The sequence below is a fragment of the Microvirga terrae genome (assembly GCF_013307435.2).
GTDB lineage: Bacteria > Pseudomonadota > Alphaproteobacteria > Rhizobiales > Beijerinckiaceae > Microvirga > Microvirga terrae.
Map to the genome: position 1 here is coordinate 5246518 of NZ_CP102845.1, position 19146 is coordinate 5265663.

14 protein-coding genes are annotated in these 19146 nt (G+C 68.5%); 6 read left to right on the plus strand and 8 right to left on the minus strand.

What is annotated here, in order from left to right:
- The first annotated feature begins 12 nt into the window (after positions 1-12).
- The 6 genes from HPT29_RS24550 to trxA all read left to right on the plus strand — a co-directional run bounded on the left by HPT29_RS24550 (position 13) and on the right by trxA (position 12007).
- The gene (locus tag HPT29_RS24550; RefSeq protein ID WP_173946790.1) at positions 13-2583 is read left to right on the plus strand and encodes a sensor histidine kinase; all 2571 of its coding nucleotides are present in this window, start codon (positions 13-15) and stop codon (positions 2581-2583) included.
- An 8-nt stretch (positions 2584-2591) separates the two neighbouring features.
- Positions 2592-4178 carry a tRNA (adenosine(37)-N6)-threonylcarbamoyltransferase complex ATPase subunit type 1 TsaE gene (gene tsaE / locus HPT29_RS24555; RefSeq protein WP_173946791.1) on the plus strand — a complete coding sequence of 529 codons (1587 nt, stop codon included), beginning with the start codon at positions 2592-2594 and terminating at the stop codon, positions 4176-4178.
- Positions 4179-4181: 3 nt separating this feature from the next.
- Positions 4182-4919: a nucleotidyltransferase family protein gene (locus tag HPT29_RS24560; RefSeq protein ID WP_371823171.1), complete on the plus strand. Its 738-nt coding sequence runs from the start codon at positions 4182-4184 to the stop codon at positions 4917-4919.
- Between the two features lie 57 nt (positions 4920-4976).
- Entirely contained in the window at positions 4977-8153 is a 3177-nt protein-coding gene (gene addB / locus HPT29_RS24565) for a double-strand break repair protein AddB (protein ID WP_173946793.1), read from the plus strand.
- Positions 8150-11584 carry a double-strand break repair helicase AddA gene (gene addA, locus HPT29_RS24570; RefSeq protein ID WP_173946794.1) on the plus strand — a complete coding sequence of 1145 codons (3435 nt, stop codon included), beginning with the start codon at positions 8150-8152 and terminating at the stop codon, positions 11582-11584. The genes addB and addA overlap by 4 nt, the downstream gene beginning before the upstream one ends.
- Positions 11585-11686: 102 nt before the next feature.
- Complete coding sequence (gene trxA / locus HPT29_RS24575; RefSeq protein WP_173946795.1) at positions 11687-12007, plus strand: thioredoxin; 321 nt, start codon at positions 11687-11689, stop codon at positions 12005-12007.
- A 103-nt stretch (positions 12008-12110) separates the two neighbouring features.
- On the opposite strand, the gene HPT29_RS24580 is transcribed toward trxA, so the two are convergent.
- The 8 genes from HPT29_RS24580 to ihfB form a co-directional block, all read right to left on the minus strand.
- Complete coding sequence (locus HPT29_RS24580) at positions 12111-13436, minus strand: bifunctional folylpolyglutamate synthase/dihydrofolate synthase (protein WP_173946796.1); 1326 nt, start codon at positions 13434-13436, stop codon at positions 12111-12113.
- A gap of 14 nt (positions 13437-13450) precedes the next feature.
- A complete protein-coding gene (accD, locus tag HPT29_RS24585; RefSeq protein WP_210808234.1) occupies positions 13451-14341 on the minus strand; it encodes an acetyl-CoA carboxylase, carboxyltransferase subunit beta in 891 nt (296 codons plus the stop codon).
- A gap of 158 nt (positions 14342-14499) precedes the next feature.
- Complete coding sequence (gene trpA, locus HPT29_RS24590; protein ID WP_173945439.1) at positions 14500-15339, minus strand: tryptophan synthase subunit alpha; 840 nt, start codon at positions 15337-15339, stop codon at positions 14500-14502.
- 148 nt (positions 15340-15487) lie between these two features.
- Complete coding sequence (gene trpB, locus HPT29_RS24595) at positions 15488-16738, minus strand: tryptophan synthase subunit beta (protein ID WP_173945440.1); 1251 nt, start codon at positions 16736-16738, stop codon at positions 15488-15490.
- A 55-nt stretch (positions 16739-16793) separates the two neighbouring features.
- On the minus strand, positions 16794-17456 hold the full coding sequence (locus HPT29_RS24600) for a phosphoribosylanthranilate isomerase (RefSeq protein WP_173945441.1): 663 nt from the start codon (positions 17454-17456) through the stop codon (positions 16794-16796).
- Positions 17457-17461: 5 nt separating this feature from the next.
- Complete coding sequence (gene lhpI, locus HPT29_RS24605; protein ID WP_173945442.1) at positions 17462-18412, minus strand: bifunctional Delta(1)-pyrroline-2-carboxylate/Delta(1)-piperideine-2-carboxylate reductase; 951 nt, start codon at positions 18410-18412, stop codon at positions 17462-17464.
- A gap of 9 nt (positions 18413-18421) precedes the next feature.
- Positions 18422-18775 (minus strand): lipopolysaccharide assembly protein LapA domain-containing protein, encoded by a 354-nt coding sequence (locus tag HPT29_RS24610; RefSeq protein WP_173945443.1) that lies wholly within the window; start codon positions 18773-18775, stop codon positions 18422-18424.
- 54 nt (positions 18776-18829) lie between these two features.
- Complete coding sequence (gene ihfB / locus HPT29_RS24615; protein WP_173945444.1) at positions 18830-19144, minus strand: integration host factor subunit beta; 315 nt, start codon at positions 19142-19144, stop codon at positions 18830-18832.
- Between the last annotated feature and the right edge of the window lie 2 nt (positions 19145-19146).

Sequence of the window (19146 nt, forward strand, 5' to 3'; positions counted from 1 at the left end):
GGGCAGCGCGGCATGGCCGGCCAAAGGGAGCGTCACGACGGTGTGAAGGACGGGAGGGGCTCTCTCGTCGGCGCCGCCCGCGTTCCCCTGTCCCTGATACTCTTCGCAGGCACCGCCCCGGCGGCCCTCGCCAACGGCCTGCTGCTCCCCATCGCGGAAGGCGCCTCGGACCTTCTGGGCTTCCTGCACAGCTTCGACCTTCACAACGCGGCCTATTTCGGCCTCTTCATGGGCCTTGTCGCCTTCTCGACCACCACCGCCCTCCTGCTCATGCGCGAGCAGAAGCGCTCCGCCCGGATGGAGCGCCGTCTGCGCAACGAGCTCGACGCCCTCCGGGGTGCGGACGATCTCGCGGCCCTTCTCATGGGGTCGGAACGTCAGCTCCTGGTGAGCTGGCACGGCCGCGACGGCGAACCGCGCTTCCAGGGCGATCCCTCCATCGTGGGCGACAATGCCCCGGCCCAGCGCGCCCTGGCGTTCGGCACCTGGCTCGCGCCTGCCGATGCGGCCGCCGTGGACATCGCCCTCGAGCAGCTCAAGCAGCGCGGCCAGGGCTTCCGCCTCACCGGCCGGTGCACGGCGGGCCGCCGCTTCGTCGACGTGGAAGGCCGCACCATCGGCGGACGGGCGATCCTGCGCCTGCGGGACGTGACGGGCGACCGGGCCGAACTCATGACGGCCCAGAACCAACTGGCGACCGCACGCAGCGACCTGCGCGCCATGACGATGCTTCTCGACGACGTCGCCTACCCGCTCTGGATCCGCGATCAGCACGACAAGCTCCTCTGGGCCAACCAGGCCTATCTGCGGTCGGTGGAGGCCAAGGACCTCGACGACGCCATCGCGCGCTCCCTCGAGCTTCTTGGAGCGATCACCCGGGATGAGGCGCGGCGCCAGCGCCAGTCGGGCACCACCTTCTCGGGCCGCGTGACCGCCGTGGTGGCAGGCCACCGGGCCGTTCTCGACGTGATCGAGCGCCCCACGTCCGGCGGCAGCGCGGGCATCGCCGTGGACGTGTCGGAACTCGAAGCGGTCCGCACGGATCTGCAGCGCCAGATGGATGCCCATGTGCGAACCCTGGATCAGCTGCCGACGGCCGTCGCGATCTTCGACGGAACGCAGACCCTGATCTTCAGCAACGCGGCCTATCAGCAGCTCTGGGGCCTCGATCAGGCCTTTCTCGCGTCGCGGCCGACGGACGGCGAGGTTCTCGACCGCCTGCGCGCCGGCCGCAAGCTGCCCGAGCAGGCGGATTTCCGCGCCTGGAAGGCCGATTTTCTGCAGGGCTACCGCTCGGTCGAGCAGCAGGAGACCTGGTGGCACCTGCCCGACAGGCGCACCCTGCGCGTGGTCATCAACCCCAATCCGCAGGGCGGCGTGACCTATCTCTTCGACGACGTCAGCGAGCGCTTCGAGCTGGCCTCTCAGGTGCATTCGCTGACCCGCGTCCAGTCCGAAACCCTCGACACGCTCAAGGAAGGCGTCGCCGTGTTCGGTTCCGACGGGCGCCTCAAGCTGCACAACCGCGCCTTCGCCGAGATGTGGAACCTGCCGCCCGAGATGACGGGCGAGAATCCGCATATCGATACGATCATCAAGACCTGCCGCATGCTGACCTCGCAGGACGAGCCGTGGATCGACATCCGTGGCGCCGTGGCGGGCCTCGCGGACATGCGCATGGGCCTCACCTGCCGCATCGAGCGCCATGACGGCTCGGCTCTCGACTGCACCGCGCAGCCCCTGCCCGACGGCGCGACGTTGCTCAGCTTCACCGACGTGACGGCGAGCGTGAACGTGGAGCGTGCGCTGACCGAGCGCAACGACGCGCTCGAACGCGCCTCGCGCCTGCGCGACGAGTTCGTGCATCACGTGTCCTACGAGCTGCGTTCGCCGCTCACCAACATCATCGGCTTCACGCAGCTTCTCGGCGACGAGACGGTGGGCGCGCTCAATCCGCGTCAGCGCGATTATGCCGACCACATCATGCGCTCGTCGGCGGCGCTGCTCGCAATCCTCAACGACATTCTCGATCTCGCGTCCATCGACACGGGCTCCCTGGAGCTCAGCCCTGAGATCGTCGACATCCGCTCCACCATCGAGGCCGCCATGCGCGGACTGGAGGACCGGCTCGCGGAATCCTCTCTCACGGTGATGGTCGATACGCCCGATGACATCGGCACCTTCGTGGCCGACGGCAAGCGCGTGCGGCAGATCCTGTTCAACCTTCTGTCCAACGCAGTCGGCTTCTCGTCGCCCGGTCAGACCATCCGGGTCTCGGCGCGCAAGCGTGGCGGCGAGGTGATCTTCGACGTGAAGGATCAGGGCCGCGGCATCCCGCCCGAGATCAAGGCGCGCATCTTTGAGCGGTTCGAGAGCCACACGCTGGGAACGCGCCACCGCGGCGTGGGCCTGGGCCTGTCGATCGTGCGCTCCTTCGTGGAGCTGCATGGCGGGCGCATCGAGGTATCGTCCGCCCCGGGCGTCGGCACCACCATCACGTGCATCTTCCCGAACGACCGGCACGAGACGCCGTCCGATGGCCGTTCCGCGCAATCTGCGCTAACACCGATCGCAGCCGAGTAGGAACAGCGATGGCGAATGGACTGGCCCTGATGCCCGAACAGGATGTTTTGCAGGCCGCCTGGATGGTGACGCTCCCCGACCACGAGTCGACGGAGCGCTTCGCGCGGATCCTGGCCGAAGAGCTCAAGCCCGGCGATCTGGTGACCCTCTCGGGAGGGCTCGGCGCCGGCAAGACCACGTTGGCGCGCGCCCTGGTGCGGACCCTCGCGGACGAGCCGGAACTCGAGGTCCCGAGCCCCACCTTCACCCTGATGCAGGTCTATGACGGCCCGCGCTGCCCCATCGTCCATGCGGATTTCTACCGTCTCTCCGGCGGCTACGAATTGACGGAGCTGGGCTGGGACGAGATGACGGAGAACGCCATCGCGCTCGTGGAATGGCCGGAGCGCGCCGACGATGCGCTCAAGCCCGAGCATCTCGACATCCGTCTCGATTTCGCCCCGGGAGGCCAGGGCCGGGGCAGGCTCGCCATGCTGACCGGAACGGGCGCCTTCGCGTCCCGGCTTCAGCGCATGAAGGCCTATCGCAACCTGGTGGAGCGTTGCGGCTGGAGCGATGCCGCACGCCATCCCATGACGGGCGACGCCTCGGTGATCCGATCCTACGAGCGCCTGGTGAAGCCCTCCGGCGAGACGGCGCTGCTGATGATCTCTCCCCCGCGCCCGGTCGGACCGGCCGTGCGGCGCGGCAAGCCCTACACGACCATCGCGAAGCTTGCCGAGAGCGTGAACGCCTTCGTGGCCGTCGACAAGGGCCTGCGAGCCCTGGGCTTCAGCGCGCCTTACATCTACGGCGAGGATCTGGAGGCGGGCCTGCTCCTCATCGAGGATCTCGGCTCCGAGCCCGTCACGAACGAGAGCGGGCCGATTCCGGAGCGCTACGCGGAGGCGACGCGGATTCTGGCGCAGCTCCATGGCCAGACCCTGCCACAGGTGCTGCCTGTGGCGGGCGGCATCGATCACCCGATCCCGCCCTACGATCTCGAAGCGCTCCTGATCGAAGTGGAGCTGCTGCTCGACTGGTACGTGCCGCACATCATCGGCACGCAGCTCTCGGGTTCGGCGCGGGCCGAGTTCGTCAATCTCTGGACCGAGACCCTGGGCGAGGTTCTCTCCGCCCCGGTCACCTGGACCCTGCGCGACTACCATTCGCCCAACCTGATCTGGCTTCCCGACCGCGCAGGCCTCCAGCGCGTCGGGCTGATCGACTTCCAGGACGCGGTCCTGGGCTCGCCCGCCTACGATGTGGCGTCGCTCCTGCAGGATGCGCGCGTGACGGTGCCGCCGGAACTGGAGCTGAAGCTCATCGGCCTCTATGCCCGCGACCGGAAGGCCGCCGACCCGGCCTTCGACGTGTCCGCCTTCGCCCGGGCCTATGCCATCATGGCGGGCCAGCGCGCGACCAAGATCCTCGGCATCTTCGCCCGCCTCGACCGGCGCGACGGCAAGCCGCATTACCTCAAGCACCTGCCGCGGATCGAGGCCTACCTCATCCGCAACCTCGCCCATCCGGCCCTGGGGAAGCTCAAGGGCTGGTATGAAAACTATCTGCCGCGGCTCGTCCCCTATGGGGATGACGTCCCTCCCGAAGCCTGAGTCATTTCCTTGCCCCAGACCGTCCGCGCGCCGCACACAGCCATCGTCCTCGCCGCAGGCCTGGGCAAGCGCATGCTGCCGATCACCGCCACCCTGCCCAAGCCCCTCGTGAAGGTGGCGGGACAGAGCCTGATCGACTTCGCCCTCGACCGGCTGCACGAGGCGGGAATGGACACGGTGGTGGTGAACGTGCACCATTTCGCCGACATGCTCGAGGCGCATGTCGGCACCCGCACGGTGCCGCGCATCCTCATCTCGGACGAGCGCGCGGCCCTGCTGGAAACCGGCGGCGGCGTGAAGAAGGCCCTGCCGCTTCTGGGCGACGGGCCGTTCATCACGTTCAATTCCGATTCGCTCTGGATCGAGGGGGACGAGCCGAATCTGAAGCGCCTCGTGAAGGCCTGGGATCCGGACAGGATGGACATCCTCATGCTCGTGGCGCCGTTATCCACAAGCATTGGATTCGACGGCCCGGGCGATTTCCACATGGATGAGGACGGTCGTCTGCGCCGCCGCGGGACGGATCCGGGCGCGCCTTTCGCCTATGCGGGCGTGGCCATCGTGAAGCCCGAACTCGTCCACGGAACGCCCGAAGGGGCGTTCTCGGCCAATGCCTTCTACGACCGCGCCATCGCCAAGGACCGCCTCTACGGCTTGTGCATGGAGGGGCAATGGCTGCATGTTGGGGAGCCTCAGGCGATTATCGAGGCCGAAAGGTGCCTTGCCGCCAGCAAGCGATGAGGTTCTGAAGTGTCGCGTATGACCCGGAAAAGTGGGATCCGGTTTTCCGACCCGGGTATGCATGATTCGAGGACTTCGCCGCGCGTCTTTTCCATCCCTCCGGGTTGCGCCTTCCTGCCGACCCTGGTGGATGCACTGGTCGACGGGCGCCTCGTCGGGCCTCTCGCCGACGATCCTGCCGCCCTTGCGGACATCACGATCTACGTTCCCAACCGCCGCGCCACCCGGGCGCTGATCGCGCTGCTCGCCGAGCGCGGCGACGGCACGGCGCAGCTTCTGCCGCACATCGTCCCCTTGGGCGAAACGGATGAGGCCGAGTTCGAGCTGACGGGCCTCGAGGGCACGCCCCTGCAGGAGGCCGCGAGCCTCAAGCCGCCGATCCCGCCCCTGGAGCGCCGGCTCATCCTCACGCGCCTCGTGCAGCGCTGGTCGGCGGAGGTGGACCGCGCGCTGCTGCAGCTCGGCCCCGAGGTGCCCTTCATGGTGCCGGCCTCGCCGGCCGATGCGGTGAACCTCGCGGGCGACCTCGAGACCCTCATGGATGCCTTCACCACCGAGGGCATTGACTGGCATGCTCTCGAACTGGCGGTGGATTCCGACTATTCGAAGTATTTCGAGATCACCCGCCATTTCGTGCAGATCGCCAGCGAGAACTGGCCCAGGATCCTCGCCGAGCGCCAGGCAAGCGATCCGGCGCAGCGGCGCAACGCGCTGCTCGACGCCGAGGCGCGGCGCCTCACCCGCGAGCGGCCGGCGCATCCCATCATCGTGGCCGGATCGACGGGATCGGTGCCGGCGACCGCGCATCTGATGGGCGTGATCGCGCGCCTGCCCCGGGGAGCCATCGTGCTGCCCGGCCTCGACACCGATCTCGACGGGGAGAGCTGGTCCACCATCGGAGGCACCGGCGACGACGAGACCGATCCGGTCCATGGACACCCGCAGGCGTCGCTCCGCCGCCTCCTCGACCGGCATCTGCGCGTTCCGCGCGCCGACGTCACGGTCCTCGGCGATGTGCCGGAGGCTGCGAGAGCCCGCAACCATCTGCTCTCGGAGGCCCTGCGCCCGGCCGACACCACCGACCGCTGGTCGCTGATCGCCCCCGAGGCCCGTGTCGCCCTGAGCGCGGGCGGCTGCGAGGGCCTCGCCATCATCGAGGCCATGGACGAGCGCGAGGAAGCGCTCGCCATCGCCATCGCGCTGCGCGAGACCATGGCCCATCCGCACAGGACCGCCGCCCTCGTGACGCCCGATCGCGCGCTCGCGGCGCGCGTCACCGCCGAGCTCGCCCGCTGGGGCCTGAGCGTGGAGGATTCCGCCGGCATTCCGCTGTCCGACACGCCGGCAGGACGGCTCGCCCGTCTGGCCGCGGAAGCGGCCTCCGACGACCTGCGGCCCGTGCGCCTCCTGGCGCTGCTCGCCCATCCGATGGTGCGTCTCGGTCTGGCGCGCGAGACGGTCGAGCGGGCCGCGAGCGTGCTCGAGATTGGCGTGCTGCGCGGGCCCGCCCCGGCGCTCGGCATCGAGGGCATGCGCGCAGCCCTCGCCACCCGCCGCGCCGAGAGCGGTCATCGCACACCACGTCCGCGCCAGCGCCTCACGGATGCCGATTGGGAGCTCGCCGACGACCTGCTACAGCGCCTCGGCGTCGCCTTCGCCACCTTCACGCCCGCCGCGCACGGCGAGGGTCGGCTCGACCTCATGTCCCTGGTGGAGCATCACCGGCGGGCCGTCGATCTGCTCTGGACCGGCCCCGACGATGCGCCCGACGAGCAGGACGACGAAACCTCGAACGAGGCGCTCGCGGCGCTCTTCGACGATCTGGAGCATTCCGACATCCGCGCCGAGGAGGGCCATCCGCTGAGCGGGCGCTTCGTGGATTATCCGACCTTCTTCACGGCGCTCGCCAAGCAGCGCTCCTTGAGCCCCTCGCCCCGCGCCACCCATCGCCGCCTGAAGATTTTAGGCCTTCTCGAAGCGCGCCTTCTCTCCGTCGACCGCGTGGTGCTCGGCGGATTGGACGAGGGCTCCTGGCCGCCGCGCACGGTGACCGATGCGTTTCTCAACCGTCCCATGCGCTCGCGCGTCGGCCTGATGCCGCCGGAGCGGCGCATCGGCCAGACCGCGCACGATTTCGTGCAGGCGCTCGGCACGCGCGACGTTGTGATCACGCGCGCACACAAGCGCGACGGCTCGCCCATGGTGCCCTCGCGCTTCCTGCAACGGCTCAAGGCGTTCAGCGGCAAGGACGTGTGGGAGCGCATGATCAAGGCAGGCGAGTCCTACCGCCGCCTCGCGCGGACCCTCGATACGCCGGAGCCCGCCCCGCCCCTGCCGCGCCCGCGGCCCAGGCCCGACCCGGCCCTGTTCCCGCGCGCCTTGAGCGTCACCGAGATCGAGACCCTGGTGCGCGACCCCTATTCGATCTTCGCGCGCCACATCCTCAAGCTCGACGCCCTCGAGGCGATCGCCGTCACGCCGAGCGCGGCGGAGCGCGGCACGATCATTCACGACGTGCTCGGTCAATTCGCCGAGAGATATCCGAAGGCCGTTCCCGCGCACGCGCTGGAGGATCTGCTCGCCCTCGGGTCGGATGCGTTCGCCGGCATCGCCGAGGCCTACCCGGAGCTCTATGCGGAATGGTGGCCGCGCTTCACGCGGCTCGCCACGGAGTTCGTGGTGTGGGAGCAGGCGCGCCGCCCGGGCCTCGTCGACGTCTATGCGGAGCGCTCGGGCCGGTTGTCGATCGGGCTGCCGGACGGCACGATCTTCAGCCTGCGCGCCCGCGCCGACCGCATCGAGCATCGCCGTGACGGCGGCTTCACCATCGTCGACTTCAAGACCGGCCAGCCGCCCGGCGTGAAGGAGGTCTATGCCGGCTTCTCGCCGCAGCTGACGCTCGAGGCCATGATGCTGATGAAGGGGGCGTTCAAGGGCCTGCCCATGGCCAAGGAAACGCCCGATCTCGTCTACATCCACACCACCGGCGGACGCGAGCCGATCAAGCCGCGTGAGATCGGCCCCTCGGGCAAGGAAACGCGACCGGTTGCGGAGATCGTCGAGGAGCATCGCCGCCGGTTCGAGGGCATGATCGTGCGCTACGCCAAGGGCGAGGCGGCTTACGTCTCGCGGCCGTTCCCGAAATATGCGCGCCGCTTCTCGGACTACGACCATCTGGCACGCGTGAAGGAATGGTCGCTGGCGAGCGCGGGCGGCGGAGAGGGATCCGAATGAGCACCGATCTCGTCATTCCGGACTACACCAAGGACGCGCAGCGCCGCGCCGCCAACCCGCGCGCCTCGGCCTGGGTGTCGGCCAATGCGGGCGCGGGCAAGACCAAGGTGCTCACCGATCGCGTCGTGCGCCTGCTGCTCGCCGGCTCCCTGCCGGGCCGTATCCTGTGCCTCACCTTCACCAAGGCGGCGGCCGCCAACATGGCGATCCGCGTGTTCGAACGCCTCGGGCGCTGGGTGACGCTCGACGAGGAGAGCCTCGTCCGGGAGCTGACGGAACTGGAGGGCGAGAAGCCGACGCGTCAGCAGATCAGGCTCGCGCGCACGCTCTTCGCCCGCGCGGTCGAAACGCCGGGCGGCCTCAAGATCGACACCATCCACGCCTTCTGCGAGCGGCTCCTGCATCTCGTGCCCTTCGAGGCCAACGTGCCGGCGCGCTTCGCCGTGCTCGACGAGAGCCAGACCGACGAGATGCTGGCGCAGGCCACCGCCAACGTGATGGCCGACGCGGCGAGCGGCAATTTCCCGGAACTCGCCGAAGCGCTCGACATCATCAGTGTCGATGCGGTCGGCGACGCGCTCGCCTCGGCGATCAACGCGGCCCTGAAGTGCAAGACCTTCCTGCACGATCAGACAGGACCGATGCGGCTGCGCCACGCGCTCGATGTGAGTCCGGACGAGACGCTCGCATCCATCGAGCGCACGATGCTCGAAGGCGGCCTGAAGCCCGAGGACTGGCCGGCCATCGCACAGGAACTGCGCGCCGGCAAGGCGACCGACCAGAAGCGGGCCGACGCCCTCATTGCGGCCGCCGAGGCGAAGGATGTCTCGGAAAAGCTCGAGAAGTATCTGTCGGTCTTCCTCACCAACGAGGGAACGCCGCGCAAGGGCTCGGCCTTCCTCACCAAGGACGTCGGCGAGAGCTTGAAGGACGCGCTGCTGCGCGAGCAGGAGCGGGTGTGCTCGCTGATCGACAAGCGCAAGGCCGCACGCGCGGTCGAGCGGACCGCCGCCCTGTTCACGCTCGCGGCCGAGATCCACGCGCGCGTCGAGCAGGCGAAGATGCGGCTCGGCGCCCTCGACTTCCAGGATCTCATCGACAAGACGCTGGCACTGCTTTCCCGCGGCGACACCGCCTGGGTGCTCTACAAGCTCGATCGCGGCATCGACCACGTGCTGATCGACGAGGCGCAGGACACGAACCCGGAGCAATGGGAGATCCTGCGCCGGATCACCGAGGATTTCACCGCAGGCGCGGGCGCCGCGGGCCACCGCGTGCGCACGCTCTTCGCCGTGGGTGATCCGAAGCAGTCGATCTACGGTTTTCAGGGCGCCGCCCCGCAGGAATTCGAAACCACTCGCCGGAGCTGGTCGCAGAAGGTGAAGCAGGCCGAGCTCCACTTCGAGGACGTGTCGCTCACCATGTCGTTCCGCTCGGCCAGGGCCGTGCTCTCGGCGGTCGACGCCACCTTCGCGGTCGAGAGGCATTTCAAGGGCCTGTCCTTCGAGGACCGGGCCGTCGGCACCGTGCACGAGAGCGCGCGGCCGCATGCGCCGGGTCTCGTGGAGCTGTGGCCGGTCGAAACGCCGGCCGAAGAGGAGGAACCCGAGGCCTGGGTGCTGCCCATCGACGAACCCGAGCAGCAATCCCCGCCCGTGGTGGTGGCGCGCCGCATCGCACAGGCGGTGAAGTGCTGGACCACCAAGGGTGACGAGATGGGCCGCGTCTGGACGGCCGGCGACGTTCTCGTGCTGGTGAGGAAGCGCGGCGCCGCCTTCGAGGCCGTGATCCGCGCCCTGAAAGAAGCGGGCGTGCCAGTGGCGGGCGCGGACCGGCTCAACATCGGCGAGCACATCGCCGTGCTCGATCTCGTGGCCGCGGGGCGCGCCGCGCTCCTGCCCGACGACGACCTCACGCTCGCCACCGCGCTGAAATCACCGCTCGTCGGTCTGACCGACGACGACCTCATTCGCATCGCGGCCGATCGCGCCGACGAGGAGTCGCTTCACGCCGCCCTGGAACGCCACGCGGAGGCCGGCGACGGGAGGGCAAGGCGAGGCTGTGAGGCGCTCACCGCATGGCGTGAACTCGCGCGCATCCACGGCCCGTTCGGCTTCTTCGCCACCCTGCTCGGTCCGCGTGGCGGCCGCTCGCTCCTCGTGGCGCGCCTGGGCAGCGAGGCGGGCGACGCCATCGATGCCTTCCTGTGCTTCGCGCATCAGTCCGAGATGACGGAAACGCCCTCGCTCACCGTGTTCCTCAACCGGTTCGAATCCGCCTCCCACACCATCAAGCGCGATCTGGATTCCGTGAACAACGAAGTGCGCGTCATGACCGTGCACGGTGCGAAGGGGCTGGAAGCCCCCATCGTGGTGCTCATCGACGGCTGCGAGGTCCTGGGTCGGGATCCGGCGCTGCTGCAGCTGCAGACCCCGTCGGGCGACAGGATTCCGGTCTGGTCGCCGGGCAAGAACTCCGATTCGACCACGATGGCGCAGGCGCGCGAATTGCTGCACGCCAAAGGTCGCGAGGAGCATAACCGCCTGCTCTACGTGGCCATGACCCGCGCCAAGGACCGGCTGGTGATCGCCCCGTATCTGACGGGCAAGAAAGAATCGCCCCAGGAAGCCTGGTGCGAGATGATCCGCCACGGGCTCGTCGAAAAGGCCGGCGGCCTGGAGCTGGACGAGGCGCCCTACGGGCCGATCTCCGTGTGGCGGGAGGGCTCGCCGCTGGCCCGCACCCTGGCGGCCGAGACGGACGTCGCGCCGCTCGACCCCATCGCCGTGCCCGACTGGCTGACCACCAGGGCCGTGCCGGAGCCGGAGGCGCTGCCGCCGATCCGCCCCTCCAGCGCGCTCGGCGCCGCCGACCGCATGACGCGGCCGGGCGACGGCCCCTATGCGCCCGAAGCACGCCTGCGCGGCACCCTGGTGCATGCCCTGCTGGAACGCCTGCCGGGCCTCGCGCTGGAGCACCGGGAGAGCATGGCGCGGGCTTACGTGAAGGCGCGCGCCCCGCGCCTTTCGTCCGACCTGCGGGACTCGATCCTGGCCAATGCCCTGGCGGTGCTTGACCATCCGGATCTCAAGCCCCTGTTCGGCAAGGGCTCCCGCGCCGAGGCGCCGATTGCCGGGCGGGTGGCGACGCCCGGGGGCGACATCCTGGTGTCGGGCCAGATCGACCGTCTGGCCGTCCTCGACACGGAGGTGCTGGTGGCCGATTTCAAGACCACGGCGCGGCCGCCCAAGGCCGGCCAGCCGCCGCCGCGATCCTACGTGGCGCAGCTTGCCCTCTATCGGACGCTGCTCGCCGCCATCTATCCGGGCCGGCGCATCCGCACGTTCCTGGTCTGGACCGCAGGTCCGGTCGTCCATGAGCTCATGGAACCCGACCTGGAATCGGCACTTACCCTCATCAAAGCGGCGTGAGGGCCGTGGCCCTTGCTTGATTCCCTCAGGCCGGGTTCCTACCTTGGCCCTATAGTCGAGCGGCTCGGATCCCGAGTCGCGTTCAACGTCAAAGGTGATGGTATGGCGACCGTAAAGGTGACCGACTCAAGCTTCGCGCAGGATGTCCTGCAATCCTCCGAGCCCGTGGTGGTCGATTTCTGGGCGGAATGGTGCGGTCCCTGCCGCATGATCGGTCCGGCCCTGGAGGAGATTTCCGACGAGATGGCCGGCAAGGTGAAGATCGCCAAGCTCAACGTGGACGAGAACCCGCAGATCTCCTCCCAGCTCGGCATCCGGTCGATCCCGGCCCTGATGGTGTTCAAGGACGGCAAGGTCGTCGCCCAGAAGGTCGGCGCCGCCCCCAAGGGCGAGCTCTCCCGCTGGATCCAGGCTTCGGCCTAAGACCATTGAGGTTTTGAGGAATGGAAGGGGCCGAGAGGCCCCTTTTTCTTTGTTGCACCTGTCCTCCCCGGAGGACGCACGGCGGCCGATGTCGACGTGAGATCTATTCCGGCAGCGTCCCGTTCGCCGCCAGCACCTCGCCGGCCAGATACAGCGAGCCGCAGATCAGCACCCGGGGCGGGTGATCCCAGACGTAGTTGTGCAGCGAGGCGAGCGCCGATTCGACGCTCGGTGCCGTCGAGGTGGTGAGCCCGACGCTTCCCGCGATGGCCGCGACCTCGTCGGCCGGGCGCGCGGCGATCTGGCCGGCGATCGGCACGGCGATCACCTCGCGGGCGAGCCCGGAGAAATTCTTGAAGAAGGCCTGGGAATCCTTCGTGCCGAGCATGCCGGTGATCAGCACGAGCGGCGCGTCCGAGCGCTCGCTCCGGTCCGCCATGGCGGCGGCGAGCACCCGGCCGCCGTCGGGGTTGTGCCCGCCGTCGAGCCAGAGCTCGCAGCCTTCCGGGGCGATCGCCGGCAGGCGGCCCCGGTTGAGGCGCTGCAGGCGGCCCGGCCATTCCGCCCGGGTGAGCCCCGCCTCGAAGGCCTGCGTTTCGAACTGCTCGAAGCCGGCCGCCCGCAGAGCCGCAACGGCCGTGCCGGCATTGGTGAACTGGTGGCGTCCGATGAGTTTCGGACGCGGCAGGTCCAGAAGGCCCTTCTCGTCCTGGTAGACGAGCCGGCCACCCTCCTCGTGCACGGAAAAATCCTGCTGGCCGACGAGAAGCGGGGAAGCTCCGATGCGCTCGGCCGCGTCGCGCAGGGTCTGGTCGGCTTCCAGATAATCCTGAGGGGCGATGACGGCCGGGCAGCCGCGCTTGAAGATGCCGGCCTTCTCACCGGCGATGGCCTGGAGTGTCGTGCCGAGATATTCCGCATGGTCGTGCCCGATGGGCGTGACCACGGCGGCCGCCGGCCGGTCGACGACATTGGTGGCATCGAACCGGCCACCCAGGCCGACCTCCAGCAGGAGCACGTCGGCCGGCTCCTCGGAGAAGATCAGCAGGGCCGCCGCGGTCGTGATCTCGAACACCGTGATCGGCTCGCCCGCATTCACCGCCTCGCAGCGCCGGAAGGCTTCGACGAGCCGCTCCTCGCTCACATAGCGCCCGCCCCCAAAGCGTCCGAGCCGGATGCGCTCGTGGAAGCGCACGAGATGGGGCGAGGTGTAGACATGGACGGCGAGCCCGGCGCTCTCCAGGATCGCCCGCATGAACGCGATGGTCGAGCCCTTGCCGTTGGTGCCCGCCACATGGATCACCGGCGGCAGGCGGCGCTCCGGATGGCCGAGCTGGGCCAGGAGCCGCTGGATGCGCCCGAGCGAGAGATCGATGGTCTTCGGGTGCAGGGCGAGAAAGCGCGCGATCAGCGCATCGGAGGATTCCATCGCCCTGGTCTCACTTATTCGGCGGCAGCCGCAACGGTCACGGTCTCGGGCGCGGAAGCCGGCGCCTTGGTGAAGAGGCGCGACAGGCGTGCGACCGTCGCCTTCAGGTCGTGCCGGTGCACGACCGCATCCACCATGCCGTGCTCCTTCAGGTATTCGGAGCGCTGGAAGCCGTCGGGCAGCTTCTCGCGGATGGTCTGCTCGATCACGCGCGGGCCGGCGAAGCCGATAAGGGCGCCCGGCTCGGCCAGGTGCACGTCGCCGAGCATCGCGTAGGAGGCCGTCACGCCGCCCGTGGTCGGGTTGGTGAGAACGACGATGTAGGGCAGCTTCGCGTCGCGCAGGCGGCGGATCGCCACCGTGGTGCGGGGCATCTGCATGAGGGACAGGATGCCCTCCTGCATGCGCGCGCCGCCGGAGCCGGCGAAGAGCACGAAAGGGGTCTTCTTGTCGAGGGCCGTCTCGGCACCTTTGATGAAGGCCTCGCCGGCCGCCATGCCGAGCGAACCACCCATGAAGCCGAAATCCTGCACCGCGATGGTCATCGGCAGTTCCTCGACCCGGCCGAAGCCGACCTTGAACGCGTCCTGCTGGCCGGTCTTGGTGCGGGCGTCCTTCAGGCGGTCGATGTAGCGCTTCTCGTCACGGAACTTGAGCGGATCGACCGGCACTTCCGGAACGGCCACGTCGAGCCAGGTGGCCCCGTCGAACATGAGCTGCAGGCGCTGGGTGGCCGAGATGCGCATGTGGTGGTTGGAGCCCGGGATCACCCACTGGTTCGCCTCCACGTCCTTGTGGAACACCACCTGCCCGGTCTCCGGGCACTTGATCCAGAGATTGTCCGGCGTCTCGCGCTTGAAGAGCGTCTTGATCTTCGGACGGACGACTTCGGAAATCCAGTTCATTGCTGATCCTTCTCTGTCAGGAGCTTCCTGAACGCCCTCACCCCGATGAGGCCACGACGGTGACCGTCTCGCAGGATCGGAGCATCTCCGGAGCTCTCCGGCCCCTGCTTCGGGAGGCAGCTGCGCTGCTCCTCGGGGCGGGGCCGTCTCTCTATGTATTAGGCCGCCGCGCGCTTTGCCACCGAGCGCACACCGTCGCTCAGTTCCTTCACCAGCTTCGTGACCGCGTCGATGCTGCCTGCCGTAGCGCGACCCTCGGAATCCAGGGTGCCCTTCAGCGCGTCGATGAGGGCCGAGCCCACCACGACGCCGTCCGCCCCCTGGGCGACCGCCGCCGCATGCGCGCCGCTCTTGACCCCGAAGCCCACCACCACCGGCAGGGGCGTATGGCGCTTGATCCGCTCCACGGCCGTGGCGACCTTGCCGAAATCCGGGGTCGCCGCGCCGGTGATGCCGGTAATCGACACGTAATAGACGAAGCCCGCCGTGTTCTGGAGAACCGCCGGCAGGCGCCTGTCGTCGGTCGTCGGGGTGGCCAGACGGATGAAGGCGAGCCCGGCCTCGAGCGCCGGCAGGCACAGCTCGTCGTCCTCCTCCGGCGGCAGGTCGACGACGATCAAGCCGTCGACGCCCGCTGCCCTGGCGTCGGCCAGGAAGCGGTCGACACCGTAGACGAAGATCGGGTTGAAATAGCCCATGAGGATCACCGGCGTGTCCTGATCTTCGGCCCGGAAGCGCCGGATCAGGTCGAGGGTCTTGACCGTGTCCTGGCCCACCTTCAGGGCCCGCAGGCCCGCCGCCTGGATGGCCGGGCCGTCGGCCATCGGATCGGTGAAGGGCAGCCCGAACTCGACGATGTCGGCCCCGGCCTTGGGCAGGCTCTTCAGGATCTGAAGCGAGGTTTCCGGATCCGGATCGCCGGCCATCACATAGGTGACGAGGGCGGCGCGGCCCTCCTGGCGGCATTGTTCGAAACGGGCTTCGATGCGTTGGGTCATGGGTGGGGTCTTTAGCATGGTGCGATGAGAATGAACACGCGTGTCATTCCCGGCCGAAGCGTCATGGAGGAAAGGAAATCCACCCAACGCTCCGTCATGGATCACCTTCCGGGCCCTGGGGCCGACAAGGGCGACACTGAGGTTCCGCTCAGACGATCTGGTTGCCCAGATGCTCGGCGATCTGGAACAGGTCCTTGTCGCCGCGGCCGCTGATGTTGACCACCATCAGGTGATCCTTGGGCTTCTGCGGCGCCAGCTCCGCGACCTTGGCAAGCGCATGGCTGGGCTCGAGCGCGGGCAGGATGCCCTCGAGCCGCGAGCAGAGCTGGAAGGCCTCCAGGGCCTCCTCGTCCGTGGCGGAAATGTATTTCACCCGGCCCATTTCGTGGAGCCAGGCGTGCTCCGGGCCGATGCCGGGATAGTCGAGGCCGGCCGAGATGGAATGGGCGTCCTGGATCTGTCCGTCGTGATCCATGAGCAGGTAGGTGCGGTTGCCGTGGAGAACGCCCGGGCGGCCGCCGGAGAGCGAGGCCGCGTGCAGCTTGTCGAGGCCGTGGCCCGCCGCCTCGACGCCGTAGATCTCGATGTCCTTGTCGTCGAGGAACGGGTGGAACAGCCCGATGGCGTTGGAGCCGCCGCCGATGCAGGCCACGAGCGAATCCGGCAGGCGCCCCTCCGCCTCCATCATCTGCTCGCGGGTCTCGTTGCCGATGACGCACTGGAAGTCCCGTACCATGGCCGGATAGGGATGCGGACCCGCCACCGTGCCGATGCAGTAGAAGGTGTCGGACACATTGGTGACCCAGTCGCGCAGCGCCTCGTTCATGGCGTCCTTGAGGGTACGGGTGCCGGACTGCACGGGCACCACCTTGGCGCCGAGCATGTTCATGCGGAACACGTTGGGCTTCTGCCGCTCCACGTCGACGGCGCCCATATAGACCACGCAGTCGAGGCCGAAGCGCGCGCACAGCGTCGCGGTGGCGACCCCGTGCTGGCCGGCGCCGGTCTCGGCGATGATGCGCTTCTTGCCCATGCGGCGGGCGAGAAGGATCTGGCCCAGCACGTTGTTCACCTTGTGGGCGCCGGTGTGGTTGAGCTCCTCGCGCTTGAAGTAGATCTTCGCCCCGCCCGAGCGGCCGGAGGCCGCAGAAACCTCGCGAAGATGCTCGGTCATGCGCTCGGCGAAATAGAGCGGGCTCGGGCGGCCGATATAATGGGTCGAGTAGCTCGCCATGTCGGCGTGGAAGGCCGGGTCGTTCCGGGCCTCCTCGTAGGCCTTCTCCAGTTCGAGAATGTTCGGCATCAGGGTCTCGGCCACGAAGCGGCCGCCGAACTGGCCGAAATGCCCGCGCTCGTCGGGACCGGTGCGGAAGGAGTTGGGTTGGGCTTGAGCTGACACGGCCTGTCCTGCCTTGAAGGTCTTGAAGGCACGCCGGAAGGACGTGCCGCCTGAATTAGGGGTGGGCAGCGGCGAAGGCTGTCCGGGCGGCCCTGATGAAGGCCTCGATCCTGGCCGGATCCTTGAGGCCCGGACCGCTTTCCACCCCAGACGACACGTCGACGGCCTGCGGCTTCGTGAGCCGGATCGCCTCCGCCACGTTGTCGGGGTTGAGCCCTCCTGACAGCATGAAGGAAAGTCTCGGGTCAAGCCCGTTCAGGAGCCGCCAGTCGAAGGAGATCCCGTTGCCGCCGGGCAAGGCCTCGGCCGTGCGGGGCGGCTTGGCGTCGAGAAGGATGTGGTCGACGCCCCCGGCATAGGGATGAAGCGCCCGCAGATCCGACGCCTCCGCGATCCCGACCGCCTTCATGACCGGCCGCTTGACCATCGAGCGGATCTCGGCCACGCGCTCCGGACTCTCGCCGCCATGCAGCTGGATCAGGTCGGGATTGATCGCCTCGATGGCCTGCGCGATGGCCTCGTCGGTCGGATCGACCAGCAGCACCACGCGCTGGGCGCGGCCCCGGGCCTGAAGGGAGAGACGGTGACCGAGGTCCAGGCTGACATGGCGGGGGCTCTTCGGGAAGCGCACGAAGCCGACCATGTCGGCGCCTGCTCCGAGGGCGACATCGAGGGTTTCGGGCGTCGAGAGCCCGCAGATTTTGATCAGGTTATCCATAAGGGCTATTTTACAACGCTTTTCAGCGAGCGCCACACCAGCATCGCCGCAGCCAGATCCTCCAGCGCCGCACCCACCGACTTGAAGGCCGTGACGGCCTCGCGGTCGCGAGGAGGCGCGCTCCGGCACAGATCCGTCAGGGTGCCGCGGATATGGCTGTCAGGGATGGTGCCGCCCTGAAGCGACACGGCCACGTCGCCGCCCTCGACCTTGGCGGCCGGCGTGTCGATATAGACCTGCGCGCGACGCAGGGCCTCGTCGTCCGCCTCCCGCATCTTCAGATTGAACGCGCCCACGAGATCGAGATGCGCGCCCTCCTTCAGCCAGGCTCCCTTGACGATAGGGGCGGTCGAGAGCGTCGCGCAGGAGACGAGGTCGGCCTGCCGCACGGCGGCTTCCAGATCCGTCACGGCGGTGACGGGCAGTCCCTCGCGGGCGAGCTCGTCGGCAAGGCTCCTGGCCTTGGCGCCGTTGTGGTTCCAGAGCGCCACCTCGCGGATGGGGCGCTGGCTCATATGGGCGCGGATCAGGAACGGCGCCAGGGCGCCTGCCCCGACCATCACCATGCGGCTGGCATCCTCGCGCGCCAGGTGGCGGGCCGCCAGCGCCGAGGCGGCGGCGGTGCGCCAGACCGTCAGGCGGGCTCCGTCGAGCACGGAGACAGGCTCGCCGGTGGCGCCGTCCATCAGGAGATAGGAGCCCATCACGCTGGGCAGGCCCCGGGCGCCGTTCTCGGGAAAGACCGATACGATCTTCACGCCAACGAACCCGTCCTGCATGGCAGGTCCGGTCCAGGACGGCATGAGCAGGAGCGTACCGTGGGCGCCGGGACGCTCGATCTCGTGGTGATGGCGCACGGGCGTGACCATGTCGCCGCGAAAGGCCTCGGCGAGGGCCTCGATCAGGGCAGGAAAGGACAGGACCCGATCGATCTCGGCGGAGGATACGACGCGCATGGAATTGTCTTAGAACCTGGGGCTGGGGGACGAGGACACCGTGGCCGGCAGCGTGTTGCCCGAAGCGCCCTGCGACTTGAGCCGCTCGGTCTCATAGCGCAGCTGGCGCGCTTCGCGGCGCGACTGACGTCCCTTGCGACGGTTCTTGCCCTGGGCAAGCCAGCTCGCGGTGCCGCCGATGACCACGCCCAGCATGACGGCCGCGAAGATCACGGCGAACAGGGGCAGCTGCGTGGCGAATTCAGGCGCCTCCTGCGAGAATGGATCGAGCGACAGCGTGACCGGCGCGCGGTTTGCGACCGCGAGCAGAACGACCAGGATGGCCACCGGCAGGAGAATGAGCGCCTTCAGGAAGCGAATCACGAACACCTCTCAGGAATGACTTCAAGAATCATGGGCAAGGACCGTGGGCAGAACTCACTGCGCGGCCGCGGCCTTGAGCACCTTCGGGGCCGGAGCATTGAGCCGCTGCCGCATTTCCTTGCCCGTCTTGAAGACGGGAACGACCTTTTCGGAGATGGAAACGGCTGCACCCGTGCGCGGGTTGCGGCCCGTGCGGGCATCGCGCTTCTTCACCGAGAACGCGCCGAAGCCGCGCAGCTCGACCCGGTCGCCCCTGGCGAGGGCGTCGCCGATCGTATCGAGGATGGCGTTCACGATCTTCTCGACGTCGCGCTGATAGAGATGCGGGTTCTGCTCGGCGATCTTGAGCACCAGTTCGGATTTGATCATGG